Origin of the sequence: Campylobacter jejuni, assembly GCF_001457695.1 — a bacterium.
Lineage (GTDB): Bacteria > Campylobacterota > Campylobacteria > Campylobacterales > Campylobacteraceae > Campylobacter_D > Campylobacter_D jejuni.
On sequence record NZ_LN831025.1, the window covers coordinates 1,656,959 to 1,679,674 of the forward strand.

Consider the following 22,716-nt stretch of genomic DNA (forward strand, 5'->3'; position numbering starts at 1 on the left):
TATGCAAAATTTCAAAGAACTTAATGAAAAAATCGCTTGGCAAAAAGTGGATCATCTTTTACCTGTCATCATCCAAGATGCAAAAACTTGCGAAGTTTTAATGCTAGGCTTTATGAATAATGAAGCCTTAGAAAAAAGCTTAGAAAGTGGCAAAGTAGTCTTTTTTTCACGCACAAAACAGCGTCTTTGGATGAAGGGTGAAGAAAGTGGAAATTTCTTAAATATCATAGATTTAAGCTTAGATTGTGATAATGACACGCTTTTAATTTTAGCAAATCCTGTAGGGCCTACTTGTCATACGGGCGATGTTTCTTGTTTTGAAAAAATTTCTAAAAATGCGGATTTTGTTTTTCTAGCCAGACTTGAAAAGCTTATCAATGCACGCAAAAATGCCGATGAAAATACTTCTTATACAGCAAAACTTTTCAAAAGTGGCACAAAACGCATCGCACAAAAAGTTGGTGAAGAAGGCGTAGAAACAGCTTTAGCAGCGACAGTAAAAGATAAAGAAGAGCTTATTTGTGAAGCAGCGGATTTAATGTATCATTTAAGTGTTTTACTTGCAGATGCAAATCTTAGTTTCTCAGATGTGATTTCAAAGTTGAAAGAAAGGCATAAAGCTTAAAGCTTTATGTAAATGAATTTATATCAATGCAAGGCTTCGTTAAGTTTGACTGCTTTTTTATTTAAAGCTACTATCATAGCACCGCTTATAGAATCTTGACGGAAATGTAGCCCATTTAAACCTTTAAGCTCTAAGCCTTTGTAAATTTCTTTATCAAAATTAAAATAAGGATTAAGTTTAGCAAGTTCCTCAGCATCTTTGAGCAAAAATTTTGTTCCTTCTAGCACCGCAATACCTGCATCAACTATACAATTATCCCCTAAAGGAATTCCTGTCACTGAATTAGCCCCTAAAAGACAAGCCTTACCTACGCTTATAGCATTGCCACTTGTTCCACTTAAAACACCTAAAATCGAAGCTCCGCCACCCACATCAGAACCTTCTCCTACTATAGCACTCGAGCTAATACGCCCTTCAACCATACAAGCTCCTGTTGTGCCTGCATTAAAATTCACATAACTTGCCCCTGGCATGATGGTTGTTCCTGCTGCTAAAGATGCACCCATTCTTACTTTAGAACTTTCCAAAATTCTTGTATTATCCTCAGGGATAATATGCGCTAAAAATCTTGGGAATTTATCAACAAAATCAATTTTTGGATATTGATTGCTCATTTTTAAACGCATTTCATTTGCTCTTAAATACTCAAGCTCGATAGGCTTATCATCACTCCAAGCTACATTGCTTAAAAGTCCAAAAGCTCCATTTAGATTGATACTTCTTAAAGATACTTTTTTAGTAGAAAGCAAATAAAGTTTTAGATAAACACTTTCTACACTTAAAGGTTCTTTATCTTCAAAAAGACAAACAAAAGCAAATTCATCGTCTTTAAATTTATCTTTGATAATCTTTAATAAATCGATATTTTGATGCCCCTCTTCTTCTAAAAAAGGTTTAAAACAAGAAAGTGCAAAATCAATATCTTCTAATTTTAAAGTTTGCACAAACTCGCTCGCATTAAAATCAATCTCCACACCCCTTTGCATAAAAGCTTCAAGCATGATTGCCGCTGAGCCAAAATTTTGCTCGTAATTAATTAAAGCAAAACTTGCTTGCAAGATTTTATTTTTATTTAGCTGTCCTCTATCAAGCCTTGCTATACCAAAAGCTTTAGGTTTTTTATAGCCACTTTTTTGCTCGATTTGTTTGATTAAAAGTAAAAAATCTTCTTTAGTATTAATCATTTTCTTTTCCTTATCCACTTAATTTTTAATGCGAACACGCACTTTTTCCATTCATCACAGGTTGTATAGCAGAATTATCCGCACCACCTTCATTGTTAATCTTTTCTATAAAGCTCCAAATTTTTTCAGCCGCCATTAAATAACGCTTTGAACTCACACTTTCAGGGTGATAAAAACTCACAGGCTTGCCTTCATCTCCACCTTCTCTTACTATCATTTCTATAGGAATTTGCGCTAAAACTTCACTTTTATAAGCTTTTGCCATATCCTCAGCCGTTCCTTTGCCAAAAATATCATACTCTTTACCATTATCAGGACATAAAAATCCACTCATATTTTCAATCACACCCGCTATAGGAATGTGAAGCTTATTAAACATATCTAAAGCTCTTTTGCTATCGTCTAAAGATACGGTTTGAGGTGTGCTTACACAAACTCCTGCAGTAATAGGAATACTTTGTGCAGAAGTAATTTGTGCATCGCCTGTTCCTGGAGGCATATCTAAAAACAATACATCAAGTTCAGGCCAAATCACATCAGCTAAAAGTTGCTCGATTGCTTTCATAATCATAGCTCCACGCCACATAAGGCCTTGACCCTCTTCGATCAAAACCCCCATACTCATCATATAAACACCATGAGTTAAAATAGGCTTTAATCTCTGCCCTACTACTTCAGGCTGAGTTTTGGTTTCACCTAGCATTCTTGGAATATTTGGCCCATAAATATCCGCGTCTAAAATACCTACTCTTTTTCCCATTTTAGCCATGGAAATTGCTAAATTTACTGTAGTTGTAGATTTGCCCACACCACCTTTTCCACTTGAAACCATGATGAAATTTTTTACTTGTGGAGCGATATTTTTTCCACTTCTTGAATTACTTTTTTCTTCAGGAATTTTTGGAGTGATGATATTAAGTTCGATATTTTTTAAAGCCAAACTCGATAAAGCTTCAATAGTATTTTTACGAATTTCATTAGCTACTTCAGGATTTGCTGAAACGATTTCTATATCAATAAATACACCATCATCTTGAATTTTAATATCTTTTACAAAGTTAAAACTCACTATATCCTTTTCAAAACCAGGATATTTTACAGTTTTTAATTTCTCTAAAATTTGTTCTTTCATATTTTTTCCTTGTCTTTTAAAAAAATCAATTTTACTAATAAAATGATAAAATTTAGCTTTTTATAAGTGTATAATATGGTAACATTATAAAAACCAACAATATTAAAAAGAGGAATGAAAAAAATGAGTGAAATGAGCCTCATTATGTTAGCAGCTGGAAATTCTACTCGTTTTAACACAAAGGTAAAAAAACAATTTTTACGACTTGGAAATGACCCTCTTTGGCTTTATGCAACAAAAAATTTAAGCTCTTTTTATCCTTTTAAAAAAATAGTTGTTACCTCTAGTAATATCACTTATATGAAAAAATTTACTAAAAACTATGAATTCATAGAAGGTGGTGATACCAGAGCAGAATCCTTAAAAAAAGCCTTAGAGCTCATAGATAGCGAATTTGTTATGGTAAGTGATGTAGCAAGGGTATTGGTGAGTAAAAATTTGTTTGATCGTTTGATTGAAAATTTAGATAAAGCAGATTGTATTACCCCTGCTTTAAAAGTTGCAGATACAACACTTTTTGACAATGAAGCCTTGCAAAGAGAAAAAATCAAACTCATTCAAACCCCGCAAATTTCTAAAACCAAATTGCTTAAAAAAGCCTTGGATCAAAACCTAGAATTTACAGATGATAGCACAGCTATAGCTGCAATGGGTGGAAAAATTTGGTTTGTTGAAGGTGAAGAAAATGCAAGCAAACTAACCTTTAAAGAAGATCTTAAAAAGCTTGATTTACCTAAACCTAGCTTTGAAATTTTTACTGGCAATGGTTTTGATGTGCATGAATTTGGAGAGAATCGCCCTTTGCTTTTAGCAGGAGTGCAAATTCATCCTACTATGGGGCTTAAAGCACATAGCGATGGAGATGTTTTAGCTCACTCTTTAACCGATGCGATTTTAGGTGCTGCAGGACTTGGAGATATAGGAGAGCTTTATCCTGATACTGATATGAAATTTAAAAATGCCAACTCCATGGAGCTTTTAAAACAGGCTTATGATAAAGTCAGAGAAATAGGTTTTGAACTCATCAATATAGACATTTGCGTCATGGCACAAAGCCCTAAACTTAAAGACTTTAAACAAGCTATGCAAAGCAATATAGCTCATACCTTAGATTTAGATGAATTTAGAATCAATGTTAAAGCCACAACAACGGAAAAATTGGGTTTTATTGGAAGAAAAGAAGGTATGGCGGTGCTTAGTAGTGTAAATTTAAAATATTTTGATTGGACAAGATTATGAAAGTTTTAATTATTGAAAATGAAATTTATCTAGCGCAAAGCATTAGCATTAAACTAAGTGATGCTGGATATAGCTGTGAAATTATTAACTCGTTTGATGAATACAATGGTGAAAAATACTATGATATTGTACTGCTTTCTACAAATACTAATAATTTTCTAAAAGCCGTAGGTCAGTTTAAACATAGTATTATTATTTTGCTTATTTCTTATATAAGTACAGATACAGTTTCAAATCCTTTGAAATTAGGTGCTAGTGATTATATTCAAAAACCCTTTATGATAGAAGAGCTGATTAGAAAAATAAAGCATTATCAGGATTTTAGAAAACTTTCAATCCTTAATAAAGCTTATCAAAGCTATATCAAATCAAGATTAGAAACAATCAAAATTCCAGAGTATAATTATAAAAAATTAAAACTTCCATTGATATTAAAATCCAACAAGCAAAGCAGTACTGATGCTTTTGTTTTTAATTATGCAAATGAATGTGACATTACTCTTTCTTTTATTGATTTAACATCTACAAATTCAGTTGAAAAAGTTATGAAACTTCCCACAGAAAATAATCTTTTATTTTTAAGTAATTTTCAAGCATTAAAAGCAGCAGAAAAGGAAAAACTCCTAGATTTTATACAAAACAAAAATGTTATTTTGCATACCAATTCAAATACAGATGATTTAAAAATAAACTGCATTAATTTAAATGATAATGAAAAAAATATCGATAGCAATGAAATTTTAACCATAGATGAGTATGTAAAATATGTTATTATAAATTACCAAAATATATTTCCTGATACTGATCTTTCAAAAAAATTAGGCATTTCGCGTAAATCTTTATGGGAAAAAAGGAAGAAATATGAAATCAGCAAGAAAAAATAAAAACATTATCATAGATCAAAATGAATTTGGCATCTTGTCACTTATTAAAGAAGGTTTGCTAGGCACTTGCACTCATTTAATGAATGAAAAAGAAGTCAATGAAATCATTAAATCAGGAAAATTTAAAGGAGAAAGTTTTCCCTATCCCTTAAGCTTTGCACCAAAAAATGCTGAAGAAGCACTAAATGATATAAAATCTGGCGATAGAATCGATCTCATACTAGACGAAAAAGTAGTAGGACATATAGATTTTAAAAGCCAATTTAAAAATAATAAAAATTTTTCTGATATTTTCAGTCCTAACACTTGCTCTTTAGAAGACATGGGAACAACTTGCATAAGTGGAAAAATAGAAATTTATAATTCTCAAATTAAAAAAATAAAAGAAAATTTTCAACAAATCAAAAACAATCTTAATGCACAAAAAATTACCGCTATAGTTTCAAGTTTTGATCCTTTGCATCGTGCCCATGAAAGAATGTTTCGTTGGACTATTGATAAAGCAGATTTAGTTGTAATTTTTCTTGTAGAATCTTTTGATGCAAATGGGTTTGAATTCGAACTTAAAGAAGCATATTTGAAAAAATTTATTCAAAACTATCTTCCACCGGATAGAATTTTCATTTTTCCATTAAAAAATATTAATATTTTTCACGCTCATTTAAATCCTGGCTTAGAAAGCATTATCGCAAAAAGTCTAGGTTGTACCAAACTAGTAGTAGGACAAAATCATACAGGACTTGGAATGTTTTATGATGATAATCAACCAAAAACTATACTTGATGATTTTTCCAAGGACTATGGCATAGAAGTGATTGTTTTACCTGAATTTGTATTTTGCGATCAATGTCGCATGATTGTTAGCACAAGATCTTGCCCTCATGGTTGTCATCACCATTTGCACTATAATTCTCAGTCTTTAAAAGATTTACTAAGAGCGGGTATCATTCCTCCAGCAATTTTCATGCGCAAGGAAGTATCTAGTGTTATTTTAACTTCTCTTTTTCCAAATAGATTAAAAAATATGCAAAAAATTTATAATGAGCTTTTTCCAACTGATGGAATTTTAGAATACAAAAATGATGAAGAATTTTATCAAAAACTTTTAGAAATTCATCAAATGTCTTATATGGTGTAATAAAATGCAAAAATTATTTTTAACTTTTTTTTATTCAGGTTCTATAAAAAAGGCAAGTGGGACTTTTGGTACTATCGCTGCTTTAATACCTGCTTTTTTTATACTTAAATATCTCGGGATTAATACTTTGTTTTTACTAAGCATTTTAATTTTTGTTGCAAGTATTCGTGTTATAGATGATTATGAAAAAAAAACAGGAATTCACGATGATAAACACATAGTTATCGATGAAGTTGCTGGAGTTTTTCTTGCTTGTGCTATTGCAGCAAGTGTTGAAAACTCGATAGTCAATTTTGTTTTGGCTTTTGTTTTATTTAGACTCTTTGACATTACAAAACCTTCTATTATTGGCAAGATAGATAAAAAAGTCAAAGGCGGACTAGGTGTAATGCTTGATGATATACTAGCAGGATTGTTTGCTGGACTTTTAAGTGCGGTAATTTACGGATTTTTACTTAAATTTAATTTAGTTTTTTGGGATATAAATTTAAAAGATTTATTTTGAAATTTTGCTTAAATTAATTAAATTTTAAATTTTATTCTTATATAATTTAGTCTTTAATTTCAAAAAAGGAAAATATAAATGGCAAACCATAAATCTGCTGAAAAAAGAGCAAGACAAACTATTAAAAAAACAGAAAGAAATAGATTCTATAGAACAAGACTTAAAAATATAACTAAAGCCGTAAGAGAAGCTGCAGCAAATGGAGATAAAAATGCTGCTAATGAAGCTTTAAAAGTAGCTAATAAAAGCATTCATGCTATGGTAAGTCGCGGTTTCATTAAAAAACAAACTGCTTCTCGCCGTGTAAGCCGCTTAGCCCTTTTAGTAAATAAAATCGCATAATTTTCTATATAGTTTTTAATGTTAGCTAGCAAACTAGATCCTTTTTTAAAACGCTTTGAAGAGTTAAATTCTCTTCTTAGCAGTTCTGATATACTCAACGATATCAGTAAAATGACTACACTCTCTAAAGAACAAAAAAATTTAGAACCTATCGTTTCAAAAGCTAAAGAGTATTTAAAAACTTTAGACAATATAGAAGAAAATAAAGCTTTGCTAAACGATCCAGAACTTGGGGAACTTGCAAAAGAAGAACTAAAAACTTTAGAAGAATTAAAACCAAAACTTGAAGAAGAGATTAAAATTTTACTTCTTCCTAAGGATCCCAATGATGAAAGAAATATTTTTCTTGAAATTCGTGCAGGCACAGGTGGAGATGAGGCATCTTTATTTGTAGGAGATCTTGTAAAAGCTTATGCAAGATATGCTGAAAATCGCGGCTATAAACTTGAGATTGTAAACTCTAGCGAAGGAAGTGTAGGTGGATTTAAAGAAATCATCATGCTTGTTAAAGGAACAGGGGCTTATTCAAGACTTAAATATGAAGGTGGAACGCACCGTGTTCAAAGAGTTCCTCAAACAGAATCCCAAGGACGCGTGCATACTTCTGCTATCACCGTGGCAGTAATGCCAGAAGTTGATGATATAGAAATCGAAATCAATCCAAACGATCTTAAAGTTGATGTTATGCGATCTTCAGGACATGGTGGACAAAGTGTAAATACTACTGATTCAGCTGTTCGTATCACTCATATCCCTACAGGTATAGTTGTAGTCAATCAAGATGGAAAAAGCCAACACAAAAATAAAGAAAGTGCGATGAAAGTCCTAAAAGCAAGGCTTTATGAAATGCAAGAAAGTGAAAGACTGGCAAAAGAAAGTGAAGCAAGAAAATCTCAAGTAGGAAGCGGAGATAGAAGCGAACGCATTCGCACTTACAATTTTCCACAAAATCGTATCAGCGATCATAGAATAAATCTTACTTTATATCGCTTAGATGCCATTATGCAAGATGGGCTTTTTGATGAAATCATAGAACCTTTAATCACTCATCATCAAGCCCAAGCTTTACAAGAACAAAATTTATAAGACTTTATATAAATTAATGCTTATGTCGATTTCCACTAGCACCTATATGTGCGACATTTCCATTTTCTATATCATAAGCTTGACCAAAACCTTTTACAAAGCGTCCTTTTTTAAATTCAAGCTTTACTAGATGAAAATCAAGCATCTTGCGTATAGTTTTAATGCCTCCTTCTCCTCCGGTTTGTTTTTCAAACTCATCATAAATTTGATCAAATCTTTCACCTCTCTCTAAAAAACTTGCATCTACTCTATAGCGCAATCTTTTACGAAGTATAACAGAAGCGGCTTTACTCTCATCCTCTAAAAACATTATTTCTATATTGTTTGGATTTGCTTTGATGTTGTTAAAATGTTCGCTTACTTCACTTATATAAATATAATTTCCCCATTGTGTGCTTACAAAAGGTGCATACGAGCAAACAACTTCTCCATTTGCATTTAAAGTTGCCAAAGCTACAGAATTAAAACTTAGCATAAATTCATTTAATTCTTTTTCTACTCCACTAAAATTTTGCTCGCTCTTTGCACTCATGCAAAGGGATATTATAGTATCTTTAATCGTGTTTTCATCGGCTTTTTTAGGAAATTCCACTCGTAAATTTTCTTTATCATTGTAAACAAGATCCAAGCCATTAAAATCAACACTTTTTAGAAAAACATCTTGCACTTGCTCAATACCACCAAATTTTTTACAAAGATCAACTAAATTTGATTTATGATGATCATTCATATGAAAAATAATGCTTTCAAAATTCATTTTTATCCTTTCTTGATTTTAAAATAAAATATTAAAAAAAATGGTATCAATTATCAAATTAAAAATAACTTAAAATATAAAAATTATCTATTTTATCAAAAATTTATACTAAATTAAGTTAATAAAGGATAAATTTCATCCTAAATTATTATGATATAAATTATCATTATTTATTTTATTTAAGGAGTAAAATTTGCACCCAAATAAAAAAGCTTTTAACTTATCTTTATTTGCATTATTACTAATAACTAATTTAAATGCACAAGAATCAAATGAAGCTATCAATCTACAAAAAGTTGTTGTTAGTGCAACAGGTTTTGAACAAGATGCAGACTCAAATTTACGCAATGTAATCAGCATTGAAGGCAAAGATCTGCAAAATAAAGGTTATGTTTCCTTAGAACAAGCCTTAGAAAGAATTTCAGGCATTAGTTTTGTAAATTTTGGACTTGGACGCAATATAGACATGCGTGGACAAGGAAATAAGTCCAATATAGCTGTAAAAGTTATGATCGATGGGCGTGCTATTAATGTTCTTGATAATTCCCATGGTGTAACCCCGCTAGATAGTATCAATTTAGATAATGTAGAACGCATAGAAATCATACCTGGGGGTGGATCTGTGCTTTATGGAAGTGGTACTAGAGGGGGCGTGATTAATATCATTACAAAAAAACAAAAATCAGATGCTTTTGCTATAAATTTAAAAAGCAGTGCCTATGATCATGGTGGACTAGGTGGAAATTTAGGTATCAATGGCGCCAAACAAATAAATGAAAATTTAGCTTTTAGCTTTGATATACAAAGTTTTAACCTTGATGGATATCAAGAAGGTTATAATGAAAAAGGTTATTTTATCAACACAAAAACCTATATTGATATCAATGATAATAGCGATTTAACTTTGGGTTATAATTATTTTAAAAGCAAAAATACCAGCAGTGGCTATCTAACAAAAGCACAAGCTCAAAGCGATCCAACCCAAAAAGGCAATAGTGACAATATCACACAAATCAATCGCCCTGAAATTTCTTTGGATTATCATTACTATTTTGATGATATATGGGAATTTAACCTAGAAGCTTTTTGGCAAAATCAAAAGATCAATTATCTAAAAGATGAAATTTCTATGATGGGAACTACAGCTTATCAAAATGGAAGTGGTTTTGAAGACACACTTACAGGGATAAGTTTAAAAAACAAGCTAAATTATGCAAATAATTCTTATTTTATTTTTGGTTATGAATTTACAAACCATGATGCAAAAAGAAAGAGTTTGGTGTATTATAGCGTTCCAGGTGTCATAAATTATCACAGGATGACAACTTTAATGGATATGACTAAACAAAGCCATTCTATTTTCGCTCTTGATTCTCATAATTTTAATGAATTTTTCACTTTATCCGGTGGAGCTAGATATGAATTTAGCACTTATAATACCAATAGATCTTATAGAAATGAAATGAGTATGAACGGAAGACCGCCATCATCAAATCCTATAATCACAGACTCAACAACCCTTTTTGATACCGATAAAAACACCAATAATTTTGCTTTTGAAATCACCCCTAACTTTAAATACTCTGACACAGGCAATCTTTATCTTAAATACGAAAGAGGTTTTGTTTCTCCTACACCTGCTCAATTTGTCAATCGCAACAAAACTGGTAATGGAATACCACCCTATTATTCGTCGAACCTAAAAGCTGAGATCTTTGATACCTTTGAACTAGGTATTGATGATTTTTGGTGGGATTTTTACGGCTTTAATCTAACTTTATTTTACACTCTAAGCAAAGATGAAATTTCTTATCTTGGAAACCCTCATTCTACTAGTGGATCTTGGTGGAAATATTATAATATAGATCAAACTCGCCGTTTAGGAGTAGAATTAAGTCTGAGTCAAAATTTTTTAGATGATGATTTAATCTTTAGAGAAAGTCTAACTTATCTTGATGCTAAAATTTCTAAAGGTGTTAATGACGGCATGAGAATTCCTTATGTTTCAAAAATCAAAGCCACAGCTGGGCTTGAATACGCTTGGAATAAAAATTTCTCAAATTTTGTTGATTTAACCTATTTTTCTAGAGCAAAAGATGGTGGAACTATAAATGAAAATACAGGAAAAATGTCTAAAAATTCTTGGATAAGGGATTATTTTTTAACAGATATTGGCATGAAATATAATTATAAAAAATTACAAATTTTAGCAGGAATTCGCAATCTTTTCGATAAAAGATACTACACCTATCAAGACAGTATAAATGATCAATACCTAGTTGGGAATGGCAGAAACTACTATGTTGAATTTAAATACGCATTCTAAAATTTTAGTGATTATAGGGCTTTTGGTAGCTTATATAATCGCTTCTTTTATAGCACTTTGCTTAGGAGATGAGAATTTAAACCCAAAAGAACTTTTTTCATATATCTTTAGCCAAGATGAAATTTTAAGACAAATCATCATAGATGGACGCTTACCACGCATTATAATGGCGATTTTAATCGGTATGCTTTTAGCTAGTAGTGGGGCTATCACTCAAAATGTATTTTCAAATCCTATAGCTGATCCTTATATCATAGGTATAGCTTCTGCGGCAACCTTTGGAGCGGTTTTGGCGTATTTGTTAAAATTGAATGATTATTATTATGGAATTTTAGGTTTTGTTTGCTCTGCCTTTTTTGCCCTAGGAGTTTTTAAAATTTCTTCTAAAGCTTCTATAGCGACTTTACTCATTATCGGCATAGCAGCTTCATCTTTTTTAGGAGCTTTTACTTCTTTTTTCACTTATCTTATAGGCGAGGATTCTTTTAAAATAGTCGCTTGGCTTATGGGAAATATAGGCAATGCTTCTTGGTTTCGTGTGGGAATTTTAATCTTGCCTTTAATTTTTTGTTTGTTTTATTTTTACGCTCATAAAAACGAATTAAACATACTTTTAAGCGGAGATGATGAAGCTAGAAATCTAGGGGTAAATGCTCAAAAATTAAAGATAAATTTACTCATCGTCTCATCCTTGGCTGTATCTTTTGCGGTTGCTTTTAGCGGACTTATAGGCTTTGTTGGACTCATCATTCCTCATACTATAAGACTTTTGCTTAAAAATTATGATAATGCCTTAGTTATCCCTTTATGTACAGCATTTGGAGGATTATTTTTACTTATTTGTGATACTTTAGCAAGAACTCTTTTAGCCCCTGTACAAATTCCGATTGGAATTTTAACTGCATTTTTTGGAGCTCCTATTTTTTTATACTTGGCTTTAAGTGCTAGGAGATTTTTATAATGCTAAAAATACAAGATTTAAGCTTTGCTTATCACCAAAAAGATTTACTAAAAAACATTCATTTAGAACTTAAAAATCAGGCTTTTATAGGAATTTTAGGGCCAAATGGCTCAGGCAAAAGCACTCTTTTAAAACTTATACTTAAAAATTTAAGTCCAAATAAAGGAGAAATAAGTCTTTTTAATACAAATATCAAAGATTTTTCTCTTAAGGAATTTGCCAAAATTTGTGGCTTTGTGCCTCAAAAATCAGAATTAAACACCCCTTTAAAAGTCATCGATGTGCTTTTAATGAGTAAATATGCGAATTTAAAACACGCTTTTAGTTCTTATTCTAAAGAAGATATTTTAGAAATTAAAGAATTTGCTAAGGATTTAAGACTTGAAAATTTTCTAGAAAGAAGCATACTTTCTTTAAGTGGGGGTGAATTTCAAAGAATGCTTTTAGCAAGAGCTTTGCTTAAAAAGCCAAAAATTCTTTTTTTAGATGAACCCACTTCAGCCCTTGATTTAAACTATGCTATAGAGCTTTTAAGCCTTTGCGAAAAACGAGTTAAAGAAAAAAATATAGCCGTTGTTGCTATCTTGCATGATTTAAATTTAGCTTCTATGTTTTGCGATAAAATCCTTTTTTTAAAAGAAGGGGAAATAAAGTATTTTGGAACGAGTAAAGAGCTTTTTACTCAAGAAATTTTAAAAGAAATTTATGATTTAAACTGCGAGATTATTTATAAAAATTCTAAACCTTATATTTTAGCTTTAAAGGAGAAAAAATGAAAAAAATTTTAATTATTATGAGTTTGTTTTTAATCACACTAAATGCAAAAGAACGCCTTGTAGTGCTTGATCCTGCAAGCATAGAAACCCTTTTTATGCTTAAGGCTGAAGATCAAATCGTAGGCATTGCCACTTTACAACACTCAAATATCTATCCTAAAGATCAAACCTCAAAACTTACAAGCGTAGGCACTTTTTCAAATCCTTCACTTGAAAAAATAGTAGCATTAAAACCAAGTTTGGTGATTTTAAGCTCTTATTCTTTAAATTTAGAAGAAGGACTTAAAAATTTTGGTATCAAAAGCATCAATTTAAAAGCCGAGCATTTAGAAGATATAACAAAAAATATCACAACCTTAGGTCAAATCACGAAAAAAGAAAAAGAAGCAGAGCTTTTAAAACAAGAATTTAACCAAAAATTTAAAAAATTAAGCGATAAACCCCTAAATAAAAGTGCGATTTATCTTTATTCTAGCAACCCTTTAATGGCCTTTAATGATAATTCTTTAATAGCTGATATTTTAAGACTCATAGGGATTAAAAATTTAAGTCCGCAAAGTCAAATTTCAAGACCTGTTATATCAGCAGAATATATACTGAAACAAAATCCAGACATACTCATTCTTGGAATGAATGCCAAAAACAATCTTTTAGATACAAATGCTTTATTGAAAAATACCAAAGCAGTTAAAACAGGAAGTATTTATTTTAACAAAGATACACCTATATTATTACGCCTTAGTCCTAAGATAATAGATAGAATTCAAGAATTTAAAACAAAGCTAGAAAATAACAATTTTTAATCACCCAATCTTGCTTTAAAAAATTCGCAAGTTTGACAAAGTTTTTCTATGCGTTTATCTTCTTCAAAAGCTTTTTTCATCATCTTTATACGCGATGATTTAAAAAGCTTATCAAAGTTATTTTCAAAAACATTTCCCAAGTTAATATCTGCTTTAGTATCCAAACAGCAAGGCACTAAACTTCCATCACTTAAAATCCCAATTTGCTCTTTTAAAGCATGACATTTTCCTTTTTTATAAAGGGGTTCATCTTTTAAATTTGGCCATTTAAAAAGTTTATTTTGATGAAGCAAAATATGTCTTTGCAAGCGATTTTTACTTAAGTTTGTATCGATCTTAACTTCAAATTCTTTAGCTAAAAACTCATAAATTTTTAAATTTGACTTAGGTGCTTTAAAATTAGCATCTAAATTCCAAAGTCTTAGATTGATAAAAGAAAGGCTTTTTTGCTCTAAATGCTTTTTGCAAAGTTCTAAAATAGGCTTAAAATACTGTTCTAAAGAAATTTTGCTTTGACTTAAAAAAGACATTAAAGAAATATTGATTTGATGGATATTCTCATACCCTAACAATAAAGCTTGATTTTTAGAATTTAGATAAAAGCCACTTGTAGTGATTTCAAGTTTCATAGCTTCATCTTTTGCGATTTTTAGATAATTTTCCAAATTAGGTAAAAGCAAAGGATCGCCCAAAAGATGAAAGGTAAAAAGCTCAGCTTTATTAGAAATTTCATAAGCTAAGTTTTGAAATTTTTCTTCACTCATTACCCCGCGAATTCCTTTTTGAGAAGGACAAAAATCACATTTTAAACCACAAATATCACTTAATTCTATATATATTTTTTTAAATTTCATTATATTTCCTAGAGTAAACATTTTACCAAAATTTATGAAATTTATTAAAATATGTAACATTTTTATCGATATTTTTATCTTTTTTATTTCTCTTCTTTATTTTTAAATATATTAAACAAAAATCACACTATACTTAAATAAAAATCTAAAATTAAGGAAGGGTTTATGCAAGAGCTTACTCGCACGAAAAAAATTCGCTCTATTATTGCTGCAAGTAGCGGAAATTTAGTAGAGTGGTTTGATTTTTATATCTATGCTTTTACAGCAACTTATTTTGCTCATACTTTTTCAACTTCAGATAATCCTGTTATCCAGCAAATCAATGCCTTTGGGGTTTTTGCAGCAGGGTTTTTTATGCGTCCTATAGGCTCTTGGCTTTTTGGCTCTTTAGCTGATAAAGTAGGTCGTAAAAAATCTATGGTTATATCAGTGGTTTTAATGGCTTTGGGCTCTTTTATGATAGCAGCCTTACCAAGCAAAGATACAGTGGGCGATCTTGCTATTATCTTACTTTTAATAGCAAGACTCATTCAAGGTCTTAGTGTAGGCGGGGAGTATGGCATAGCAGCTACTTATCTTTCAGAACTTGCTACAGAAGGAAAACGCGGTTTTTACTCATCTTTTCAGTATGTAACACTAATAGGTGGTCAACTTTTGGCCGTTGCAAGCATTAGTATAATGTTTTTATTTTTTAGCATTGATGATATGAAAGATTATACTTGGAGAATACTTTTTGTAATAGGCGGAATTTTAGCACTAGGCTCGCTTTTTGTAAGAAAAATGATGAATGAAAGTGCTACAAAACTTCACCAGCATGAAGATCGTGGTACTTTAAAAGCATTATGCAAATCTTGGAAACCTTTTTTAATGGTGCTTGGGGTTACTTCTGGAGGTTCTTTAGCTTTTTATACTATTACAACTTATACTAAAACTTTTATGGAAAATACGGGTATGGATAAAATGCTTGTTAATAATCTTTTCTTAGGTGCTTTATTTATACTAATGATCATTCAACCTCTTTTTGGATATATAGGAGATAAAATAGGACACAAACGATCTTTAATTGTATTTTGTATTTTGGCATTGGTAGGAATTTATCCTATTTTTTCACTTATAGCCAATAACGCACAAAATAATCCTTCTTTGACATTTATGTTGGTGGTATTATTGTTTGTTATTTTAAGTTTTTATACTTCAGTTGCTGGGATTTTTAAAGCAAAACTTTTTCCTGAACATGTAAGAGCTTTAGGGACAGGTTTGGGTTATGCTATTTCAAATGCTGTTTTTGGAGGATCTGCTCCTTGGGTTGCTTTACAATTTAAAAATGCAGGTATAGAAAATGGCTTTTTTATCTATATAGCTATTTTTACAATCATCATGCTTATAGCTACTTTATGTTTGCCTAAAAAATCAGAGCTTAATTAATTTTAACGCTTTTAAAGAAAGTGCCGAAAGTGCAGTACTTTCTAACTCTTTTAAGGTTTTAAATTCATAATTTTTATTTTCATTATTTAAAATTTGATGATAAACCTTGATATTAAGTTTATACTTAGTATAGCTGTGCTTAAACTCCCCTACAAAACTCATATCTTTAGAAAGTTTATACCCTCCTTCTTTAAAAAAAGGAAAATTATACATACCCTTATAAAGCTTATCTTGATTTTGCCCTATGGCAAATTTTTTATTAAATTCAAACAAAAAAAGATTTAAATTTACACTCTCATAAAGTATTTTTTTAGCTCTTGGATAAAGCTCTGTATGAAATTTGCCTTGACAAAAATCATACAAAGGACAAATCCCACACTTTGCATTTTTACTCACACAAACCAAAGCCCCTATATCAAGCAAAGCTTGGTTATGATCAAAGGCATGATTTACATTTAAAAGCTCTTTAGCTCTTTTTTCAAGTTCTTTCATGCTAGGATTTTCCAAAGCAAAAAGACGAGAAAGCACACGGCGTATATTGCCATCAACAAAAGAAACCTTTTGATCATAACCAAAACAAGCTATAGCTCCTGCTGTATAAGCTCCTATACCGCTTAATTTTTTTAGATCCTCAACTTCTTTGGGTAATTTAGCCCCAAACTTATCCACACATTCTAAAGCTGCCTTTTTTAAATTTCTAGCACGAGTGTAATAACCAAGTCCTTGCCAAGCCTTTAAAAGCTCATCTTCATTAGCATTAGCCAAACTTTCTAAAGTAGGAAATTTTTGCAAAAAAGGGAAATAAAACCTTTCCAAAACTGATTTAACTTGAGTTTGCTGAAGCATAATTTCACTGATATAAACCCCATAAGCTCTATCAATATGCTTTAAACTTTCATCACAATTTTGACTTTGCAAATTACGCCAAGGTAAAGTTTTGCGTCCATTTTTTTCATACCAAAGAAGTAAATTTTCTTGTAGTTTTTCAAGCTCTTTTTTTTGCATAAATGAGAGTATAACAAAAAATTTTAAAATTTTTTGCTAAAATTAGCTCAAATTAAATTATTAAGGATATCCATGTTAGCTTTTTTTAAAGGTTTAGGTATAGGTTTTTTATGTTTATTACTTTTTGTTGCAGGAGTAGTTTTTAATGTAGAATTTTTAGGCAAAAAAGACTCTAATCATGATTTATATTTTTCAAGAAATATAGAAGTAAGCAATACACTAAAACCCGATATTTTATATGCAAATATTAATTTTTGGGCAAATGAAAATTTAAGTTCAAAAATTACATTAGACAATAGTGAAAAAGCTGAAATCACAAATACTTTCAATCAAATTTTAGAACGCTCAAAAAAAGAAAATTTTTGTAGCGGAGGAAGTTTTTCTTTAGAACCTAATTTTTCCTATAAAGATGGTATACAAACTCCAAAAGGTCAAAGATTTGATGCGAATTTAGAATGTGAATTTAAAGAAAACCAACTTGCAGATTTTAACAATCTTTTAAATGACATCAATTCTATCATAGCTAAAAATAATTTCATCAGCGTTTCAACACCAGCTATACAAACAAAATTTTCAAAAGATACACTAAACAACAACAAAGAAAATCTCTACAAAGAGCTTTTAAAAACATCATACGAATATGAAAAAACTTACTCTTTAGATCTTAATAAAACTTGTGTATTGAAAAATTTACAAGTAAATGCCAATACCAATATCGCACCTAGAATGCTAAATGCAAAATCTGATAATATAGAACTTTCATCTCCAATTATCAGCGAAAAAGAACAAATTTTAAACGCGAAAGCTTTATTTATTTGCAAATAACTTAAGGCAAAATAAACTCCTTTTAAGTTTATTTTGCTATACTTTTATCTTCAAATCTTTCAGAAATTTATGCGGGAATAGCTCAGGGGTAGAGCACAACCTTGCCAAGGTTGGGGTCGCGAGTTCGAATCTCGTTTCCCGCTCCATAATCACCCGCCCGGGTGGTGGAATTGGTAGACACAAGGGACTTAAAATCCCTCGGAATTTTTCTTCCGTGCCGGTTCAAGTCCGGCCTCGGGCACCACTTTTTCAACATTATCAGGGCGACATAGCCAAGCGGTAAGGCATGGGCCTGCAAAGCCTTGATCTCCGGTTCGAATCCGGATGTCGCCTCCAAAAGGCAAAACTTTACTTTATCGGGAGATGGCTGAGTGGTCGAAAGCGGCGGTCTTGAAAACCGTTGAGGGTCACACCTCCAGGGGTTCGAATCCCTTTCTCCCGGCCACCAAGACTTTCTAGTTTATTAAGCTTATATCATTCCTGAAATTATAAAGGATACTACAAATGAAAAATAATACTTCGGTCTTACTATTTTTGTTATATCCTAAAAAACTTAGAAAAACTATGACTAATATAATTAAAAATAAGAAATACAAATGGAAAATTTAGAATTTATTATTTTAAAACAAAAATATAAAATTTTAAAAATATGTCAAATTTTAAAATACAAGGTAGCTAAATGAAAGAATTTTATATGAATTTAGCTTTAAATGAGGCTTGGAAATATCAGTTTTTAACCTATCCAAATCCAGCCGTAGGCTGTGTAATCTTAGATAAAAATGAAAAAATTTTAGCCATAAAAGCTCATGAAAAAGCTGGATTGGCTCATGCAGAACTTAATGCCATAGCTCATGCTTTTAAAAGCTTAAGACCTGAAATTTCATTGCCTAAAGAAGTAAACGCCTTACATGAGTTTATTTGCAAAAACCATCAAGGTGTATTTAAAGATAGTATAGCTTTTGTCACACTTGAGCCTTGCTCTCATCAAGGAAAAACGCCTCCTTGCGCAAAACTCTTTAGCGAGCTAGGTTTTAAAAAAATTTTCATCAGCGTTAAAGATGAAAATAAAATCGCAAGTGGTGGAGCTGAATTTTTAAAAAAACAAGGCATAGAAGTTGAATTTGACATACTTAAAGAAGAAGGAAAAAAACTTTTAAAACCTTTTTTAAAATGGCAAAAAGGGCAATTTAAACTTTTTAAATTAGCCCTTTCTATGAATGGCTCACCTTTTGGCAAAATCGTAAGCAATAAGCTAAGTCGCACTTATGCACATAAAATTAGAGCGGTGATTGATTTGCTTGTAGTCGGTGGAGAAACCATAAGAAAAGATCGCCCTATACTAGATACTAGGCTTTGCAAAGCAAAAGCGCCTAATCTTTGTATCTTAAGCCGTCAAAATATAGATAATTTTGATAAAAATATCCCTTTATTTAAAGTTCCAAACCGCCAAATTTATACCCAAATTCCAAGTGAGGCTAAATTTTTAATGTATGAGGGTGGAGAAAATTTTCTCAAAATCTTTAAAGATGGAATAGATATGTTTTTGATTTTTCAAAGTTCAAGTTTAAATGATGAAAAAAATGTTACAATACCTTTAAATTTCAAGCCACTTTATAGGAATTTTTTAGGGAGTGATACTTATGGCATTTATGAACTTTAGTGGATTTTTTTATGCAAGAAATGATTTAAGATTATTTAAAATAGAAAAGAAAAATGAATTAAAATCCTTTTTTTACAAAGACTACACCTTATCAAGCTACAAAGATGATTTAAATTTAAACAATGAAATCTTTTTTTATCAAAGTTTAAAAGAAGGCTTATTTAAAGAAAATGATGAAATTTTAGTTTCAAATTTGGGTAAAAAGATCATACTTTTTAGAAATTTCACTCAAAATTGCGATAATTTTAATGAGGCAAAATTAAAACAAATATTGCTTTTATTTTTTTTGTTATTAGCGAGCGTATTTTTTGCAAGTTTGGCTATGATTAATGAATTTGGAGCCATAGATCTTGTTTTTTTAATGATTTGCTTATTGCTTTTAGTGATGGGAGTAATCAATCTTGGCTTGCTTTTTAAGCAAATTCGTATTCTTAAAAGTTTTTCCAAAGAAGAAATGAAAGAATTTTTAAGTCTAAGAATGAAAAAATACACTAAAGTGTAAAAACACTTTAGCATACTGTTTTTAAATTTGTAGCAAGACCACCTAAAGAAGTTTCTTTGTATTTATAATTCATATCTTTTCCTGTTTCATACATGGTTTCTATAACCTCATCAAGGCTTACCATAGGAGTAGATTTGCGTGTCATTGCCATTCTAGCAGCACTTATAGCCTTAATAGCTCCAAAGGCATTTCTTTCTATGCAAGGAATTTGCACAAGCCCTGCAACTGGATCGCAAGTTAAACCTAGATGATGTTCCATTGCCATTTCAGCAGCGTTGCATGCTTTAAAAGCATTAGCCCCTAAAACTGTTGCCATAGCTGCAGCTGCCATAGAGCTAGCACTACCAATTTCTGCTTGACAGCCTGCTTCTGCTCCGCTAATGCTTGCATTTTTCTTATAAAAAGAACCTATAAGCATTGCTGTTAATAAAAACTCTATAGCCTTTTCATCACTAAAACCTATAGTATGGTTTTTAAGATAAAGCATAACAGCAGGGATAACAGCACATGCTCCATTTGTTGGTGCGGTTACAACTTTTGCTCCGCTAGCATTTTCTTCAGCAATCGCAATAGCATATAAAGAAATAAAATCGATAATGCCCATAGGATCAGCTGTCATCGCCACTCTTTCTTTAAGTCCTTTAGCTCTACGCTTTAAATGAAGTTTTCCAGGCAAATAATCTTCATTTGGATGAGTGCCATTATAATACACTTCTTGCATTACTTCCCAAATTTCAAGACAATAAGCACGAATTTCCTCTTTAGTGTGAAATTGCAATTCGTAACGATAAGAAAGCTCTGCTAAATCCCAATCTCTTTTATCGCAAAGCTCTAAAGCTTCTTTTGCATTGTTAAGCTCTATATCTAGTTTTTTCTTTTTATTTTGGTTGGAATTTTTACCTTTTTTTTCTAATTGTGCAGCTGTTAAAACAAAGCCTCCACCTACAGAATAATAAGTTTCTTCATCAACTAACCCACCTTTACAATCATAAGCTTTAATCTTCATACCATTCTCATGTAAAGGTAAAAAATCTTTGGAAAATATCAAATCTTTTTCATAATTAAAACAAAGTTTTTTCTCACCACAAAAATCAATTTGAGCATTTTCAATAGCATTTTTATTTACTTCATCTTGTATTGCTGTGCTTAAATTTTTAGCTTCTAGGCCATTTAACCCCCAAATTACAGCCTTATCACTCAAGTGTCCTTTACCTGTTAATGACAAAGAACCATAAAGAGTAACCTCAACTCTATCAATTTCATCAAGCTTTTTAGCGACTTTTTTACAAAATAAATTTCCAGCAAGCATAGGCCCTAAAGTATGAGAAGAAGAAGGACCAACACCTATTTTAAAAATGCTTAAATTACTCATTTTTTATCCTTAATTTATAAAAGATCATGAATTGCAGCAGAAATTGCAACTATCCCCATTACCAAAATAAAAAGATCTAAAAATTTATTACGAAATCTTGCCAAAATATCAAAACGATAAATACAATAAAGTGGCATTAAGAAAAGCAAAATAGCCAAAACAGGGCCACCAATAGCCTCGATAATTCCTATAACACTTGGATTTTTATACGCAACAAGCCAAGCAATAGCAAAGGTAATGATCGCTGTTAAAGTTTGAGCGAATTTACCTTGAATTCTACCATTACTTGCTTTATATAAAATGCCATTTAAGCCTTCTTGAGAACCAAGATAATGTCCTAAGAAACTTTTGCTAATAGCCACAAGTGCAACAATAGGTCCAACATAAGCTAGTAAAGAAACTTCAGGAAATTTATTTGCTATAAAAGTAAGAATATTGATATTTTGATCTTTTGCTGATGCAAAATCTTCTGGTGTAAAGGTTAAAGCACAAGAAAAAACAAAAAACATTACAACAAAAACCATAAGAATAATTGCCAAAGAAATAATTTTTCTAGCGCGAGGTTCAGCATAATCACCATATTCTTTTTTACAATAACAAGCAAGTGAAGAAATAATAGGAGAGTGATTAAAACTAAATACCATCACAGGAATAACAAGCCATAAAGTAACCCAAAAATTACTTGTTGAAATTACGGAAAAATCAACATTTGCAAATAATGATGAATTCCATTGTGGAATTAAAAGCAATGAAAAAATAAATAAAAATATAATAAAAGGAAAAACAAGAAAACTCATTGCTTTTGTTACAACATTTTCACCAAGAATAGAAATCAAAACCAAAACTCCAACAATCAAAAAACTCACCCACCAACGAGCAGCATGAGTAAGATCTGCATTGAAATTGAACTGATTGATTAAGAACTCAAGCAAAGTTGTTGTAAGATTAGCACTATAAACCAATAAAATAGGCAAAATAGCAAAAAAATACAAAAGTGTAATTAAAAATCCACCGCCTTTGCCAAAATAACTTTCTGCAACAAAAGTAATATCATCTTTTGGATTAGAACTTGAAAGCACAAAGCGACATAAATTTCTATGAGCTAAGTAAGTCATAGGAAAAGCTAAAACAAGTATAACTAACAAAGGTATCAATCCACCAAGCCCAGCACTAATAGGTAACAAAAGTACGCCGGCTCCAATAGCTGTTCCAAAAAGAGATAAAACCCACCTTGTATCGTGACTAGTCCATTTAGGAGTATTCATTATTCTTCCTTAAATTTAAGATTACATCTCTTTTATTTTAGCAAAATATT

Annotated in this window: 22 protein-coding genes and 4 tRNA genes; 19 read left to right on the forward strand and 7 right to left on the reverse strand. The window is 31.0% G+C overall.

What is annotated here, in order from left to right; genetic code table 11:
* The first annotated feature begins 1 nt into the window (after position 1).
* Complete coding sequence (hisIE, locus tag AT682_RS08400) at positions 2-625, forward strand: bifunctional phosphoribosyl-AMP cyclohydrolase/phosphoribosyl-ATP diphosphatase HisIE (protein WP_002882752.1); 624 nt, start codon at positions 2-4, stop codon at positions 623-625.
* 23 nt (positions 626-648) lie between these two features.
* On the opposite strand, the gene dapD is transcribed toward hisIE, so the two are convergent.
* Both dapD and mrp read right to left on the reverse strand, forming a co-directional pair.
* Entirely contained in the window at positions 649-1,809 is a 1,161-nt protein-coding gene (dapD, locus tag AT682_RS08405; protein ID WP_002882748.1) for a tetrahydrodipicolinate N-succinyltransferase N-terminal domain-containing protein, read from the reverse strand.
* A 25-nt stretch (positions 1,810-1,834) separates the two neighbouring features.
* Positions 1,835-2,941 carry an Mrp/NBP35 family ATP-binding protein gene (gene mrp / locus AT682_RS08410; protein WP_002869767.1) on the reverse strand — a complete coding sequence of 369 codons (1,107 nt, stop codon included), beginning with the start codon at positions 2,939-2,941 and terminating at the stop codon, positions 1,835-1,837.
* Between the two features lie 123 nt (positions 2,942-3,064).
* Between mrp and ispDF the strand changes: the two genes are divergently transcribed.
* From ispDF to prfA, 6 genes are all read left to right on the forward strand, one after another.
* Positions 3,065-4,180: a bifunctional 2-C-methyl-D-erythritol 4-phosphate cytidylyltransferase/2-C-methyl-D-erythritol 2,4-cyclodiphosphate synthase gene (gene ispDF, locus AT682_RS08415; protein WP_002882747.1), complete on the forward strand. Its 1,116-nt coding sequence runs from the start codon at positions 3,065-3,067 to the stop codon at positions 4,178-4,180.
* On the forward strand, positions 4,177-5,064 hold the full coding sequence (locus AT682_RS08420; RefSeq protein WP_002882746.1) for a DNA-binding transcriptional response regulator: 888 nt from the start codon (positions 4,177-4,179) through the stop codon (positions 5,062-5,064). Before ispDF ends, AT682_RS08420 begins: the two co-directional genes overlap by 4 nt.
* Complete coding sequence (locus AT682_RS08425) at positions 5,042-6,202, forward strand: sulfate adenylyltransferase (protein ID WP_002882744.1); 1,161 nt, start codon at positions 5,042-5,044, stop codon at positions 6,200-6,202. Before AT682_RS08420 ends, AT682_RS08425 begins: the two co-directional genes overlap by 23 nt.
* 4 nt (positions 6,203-6,206) lie before the next feature.
* Positions 6,207-6,707 (forward strand): phosphatidylglycerophosphatase A family protein, encoded by a 501-nt coding sequence (pgpA, locus tag AT682_RS08430; RefSeq protein WP_002882741.1) that lies wholly within the window; start codon positions 6,207-6,209, stop codon positions 6,705-6,707.
* Positions 6,708-6,785: 78 nt separating this feature from the next.
* Positions 6,786-7,049 (forward strand): 30S ribosomal protein S20, encoded by a 264-nt coding sequence (rpsT, locus tag AT682_RS08435; protein ID WP_002856547.1) that lies wholly within the window; start codon positions 6,786-6,788, stop codon positions 7,047-7,049.
* Positions 7,050-7,067: 18 nt separating this feature from the next.
* Positions 7,068-8,135, forward strand: coding sequence for a peptide chain release factor 1 (gene prfA, locus AT682_RS08440; RefSeq protein ID WP_002882740.1), 1,068 nt, complete (start codon positions 7,068-7,070; stop codon positions 8,133-8,135).
* Between the two features lie 13 nt (positions 8,136-8,148).
* On the opposite strand, the gene AT682_RS08445 is transcribed toward prfA, so the two are convergent.
* A complete protein-coding gene (locus tag AT682_RS08445; protein WP_002882739.1) occupies positions 8,149-8,892 on the reverse strand; it encodes a HugZ family heme oxygenase in 744 nt (247 codons plus the stop codon).
* Between the two features lie 193 nt (positions 8,893-9,085).
* Here AT682_RS08445 and chuA point away from each other — a divergent pair, with 193 nt between their 5' ends.
* From chuA to chuD, 4 genes are read left to right on the forward strand one after another with little or no spacing between them, the layout of a single operon-like run.
* Positions 9,086-11,218 carry a TonB-dependent receptor gene (gene chuA / locus AT682_RS08450; protein ID WP_002882738.1) on the forward strand — a complete coding sequence of 711 codons (2,133 nt, stop codon included), beginning with the start codon at positions 9,086-9,088 and terminating at the stop codon, positions 11,216-11,218.
* Positions 11,193-12,179 carry a FecCD family ABC transporter permease gene (gene chuB / locus AT682_RS08455; RefSeq protein ID WP_002882737.1) on the forward strand — a complete coding sequence of 329 codons (987 nt, stop codon included), beginning with the start codon at positions 11,193-11,195 and terminating at the stop codon, positions 12,177-12,179. Before chuA ends, chuB begins: the two co-directional genes overlap by 26 nt.
* On the forward strand, positions 12,179-12,955 hold the full coding sequence (chuC, locus tag AT682_RS08460) for an ABC transporter ATP-binding protein (protein WP_002882736.1): 777 nt from the start codon (positions 12,179-12,181) through the stop codon (positions 12,953-12,955). The genes chuB and chuC overlap by 1 nt, the downstream gene beginning before the upstream one ends.
* Positions 12,952-13,758, forward strand: coding sequence for an ABC transporter substrate-binding protein (chuD, locus tag AT682_RS08465; protein WP_002882735.1), 807 nt, complete (start codon positions 12,952-12,954; stop codon positions 13,756-13,758). Before chuC ends, chuD begins: the two co-directional genes overlap by 4 nt.
* On the opposite strand, the gene AT682_RS08470 is transcribed toward chuD, so the two are convergent.
* A complete protein-coding gene (locus AT682_RS08470; RefSeq protein ID WP_002882733.1) occupies positions 13,755-14,612 on the reverse strand; it encodes a radical SAM/SPASM domain-containing protein in 858 nt (285 codons plus the stop codon). The genes chuD and AT682_RS08470 overlap by 4 nt on opposite strands.
* A gap of 165 nt (positions 14,613-14,777) precedes the next feature.
* On the opposite strand from AT682_RS08470, the gene kgtP reads away from it, so the two are divergent.
* On the forward strand, positions 14,778-16,037 hold the full coding sequence (kgtP, locus tag AT682_RS08475; protein ID WP_002882732.1) for an MFS transporter: 1,260 nt from the start codon (positions 14,778-14,780) through the stop codon (positions 16,035-16,037).
* Here the strand turns inward: kgtP and mutY are convergent.
* Positions 16,023-17,042: an A/G-specific adenine glycosylase gene (gene mutY / locus AT682_RS08480; protein WP_002882731.1), complete on the reverse strand. Its 1,020-nt coding sequence runs from the start codon at positions 17,040-17,042 to the stop codon at positions 16,023-16,025. The two genes, kgtP and mutY, sit on opposite strands and share 15 nt — an antisense overlap.
* A 72-nt stretch (positions 17,043-17,114) precedes the next feature.
* Here mutY and AT682_RS08485 point away from each other — a divergent pair, with 72 nt between their 5' ends.
* From AT682_RS08485 to AT682_RS08515, 7 genes are all read left to right on the forward strand, one after another.
* A complete protein-coding gene (locus tag AT682_RS08485) occupies positions 17,115-17,867 on the forward strand; it encodes a hypothetical protein (RefSeq protein WP_002882730.1) in 753 nt (250 codons plus the stop codon).
* Positions 17,868-17,938: 71 nt separating this feature from the next.
* Positions 17,939-18,013: transfer RNA gene (locus AT682_RS08490), tRNA-Gly, on the forward strand.
* 9 nt (positions 18,014-18,022) lie between these two features.
* A tRNA-Leu gene (locus AT682_RS08495) sits at positions 18,023-18,111 on the forward strand.
* A gap of 18 nt (positions 18,112-18,129) precedes the next feature.
* Positions 18,130-18,203, forward strand: a tRNA-Cys gene (locus AT682_RS08500).
* A gap of 21 nt (positions 18,204-18,224) precedes the next feature.
* Positions 18,225-18,312: transfer RNA gene (locus AT682_RS08505), tRNA-Ser, on the forward strand.
* 234 nt (positions 18,313-18,546) lie between these two features.
* Entirely contained in the window at positions 18,547-19,527 is a 981-nt protein-coding gene (gene ribD / locus AT682_RS08510) for a bifunctional diaminohydroxyphosphoribosylaminopyrimidine deaminase/5-amino-6-(5-phosphoribosylamino)uracil reductase RibD (protein WP_002860076.1), read from the forward strand.
* Complete coding sequence (locus AT682_RS08515) at positions 19,508-20,029, forward strand: hypothetical protein (protein ID WP_002860077.1); 522 nt, start codon at positions 19,508-19,510, stop codon at positions 20,027-20,029. Before ribD ends, AT682_RS08515 begins: the two co-directional genes overlap by 20 nt.
* Positions 20,030-20,036: 7 nt before the next feature.
* Here AT682_RS08515 and sdaA read toward each other — a convergent pair whose 3' ends face one another.
* Together sdaA and sdaC are read right to left on the reverse strand one after the other, a co-directional pair.
* A complete protein-coding gene (gene sdaA / locus AT682_RS08520) occupies positions 20,037-21,401 on the reverse strand; it encodes an L-serine ammonia-lyase (RefSeq protein ID WP_002867558.1) in 1,365 nt (454 codons plus the stop codon).
* A 14-nt stretch (positions 21,402-21,415) separates the two neighbouring features.
* Entirely contained in the window at positions 21,416-22,666 is a 1,251-nt protein-coding gene (gene sdaC / locus AT682_RS08525) for an SLC5/6 family protein (protein WP_002867557.1), read from the reverse strand.
* Positions 22,667-22,716 lie beyond the last annotated feature (50 nt).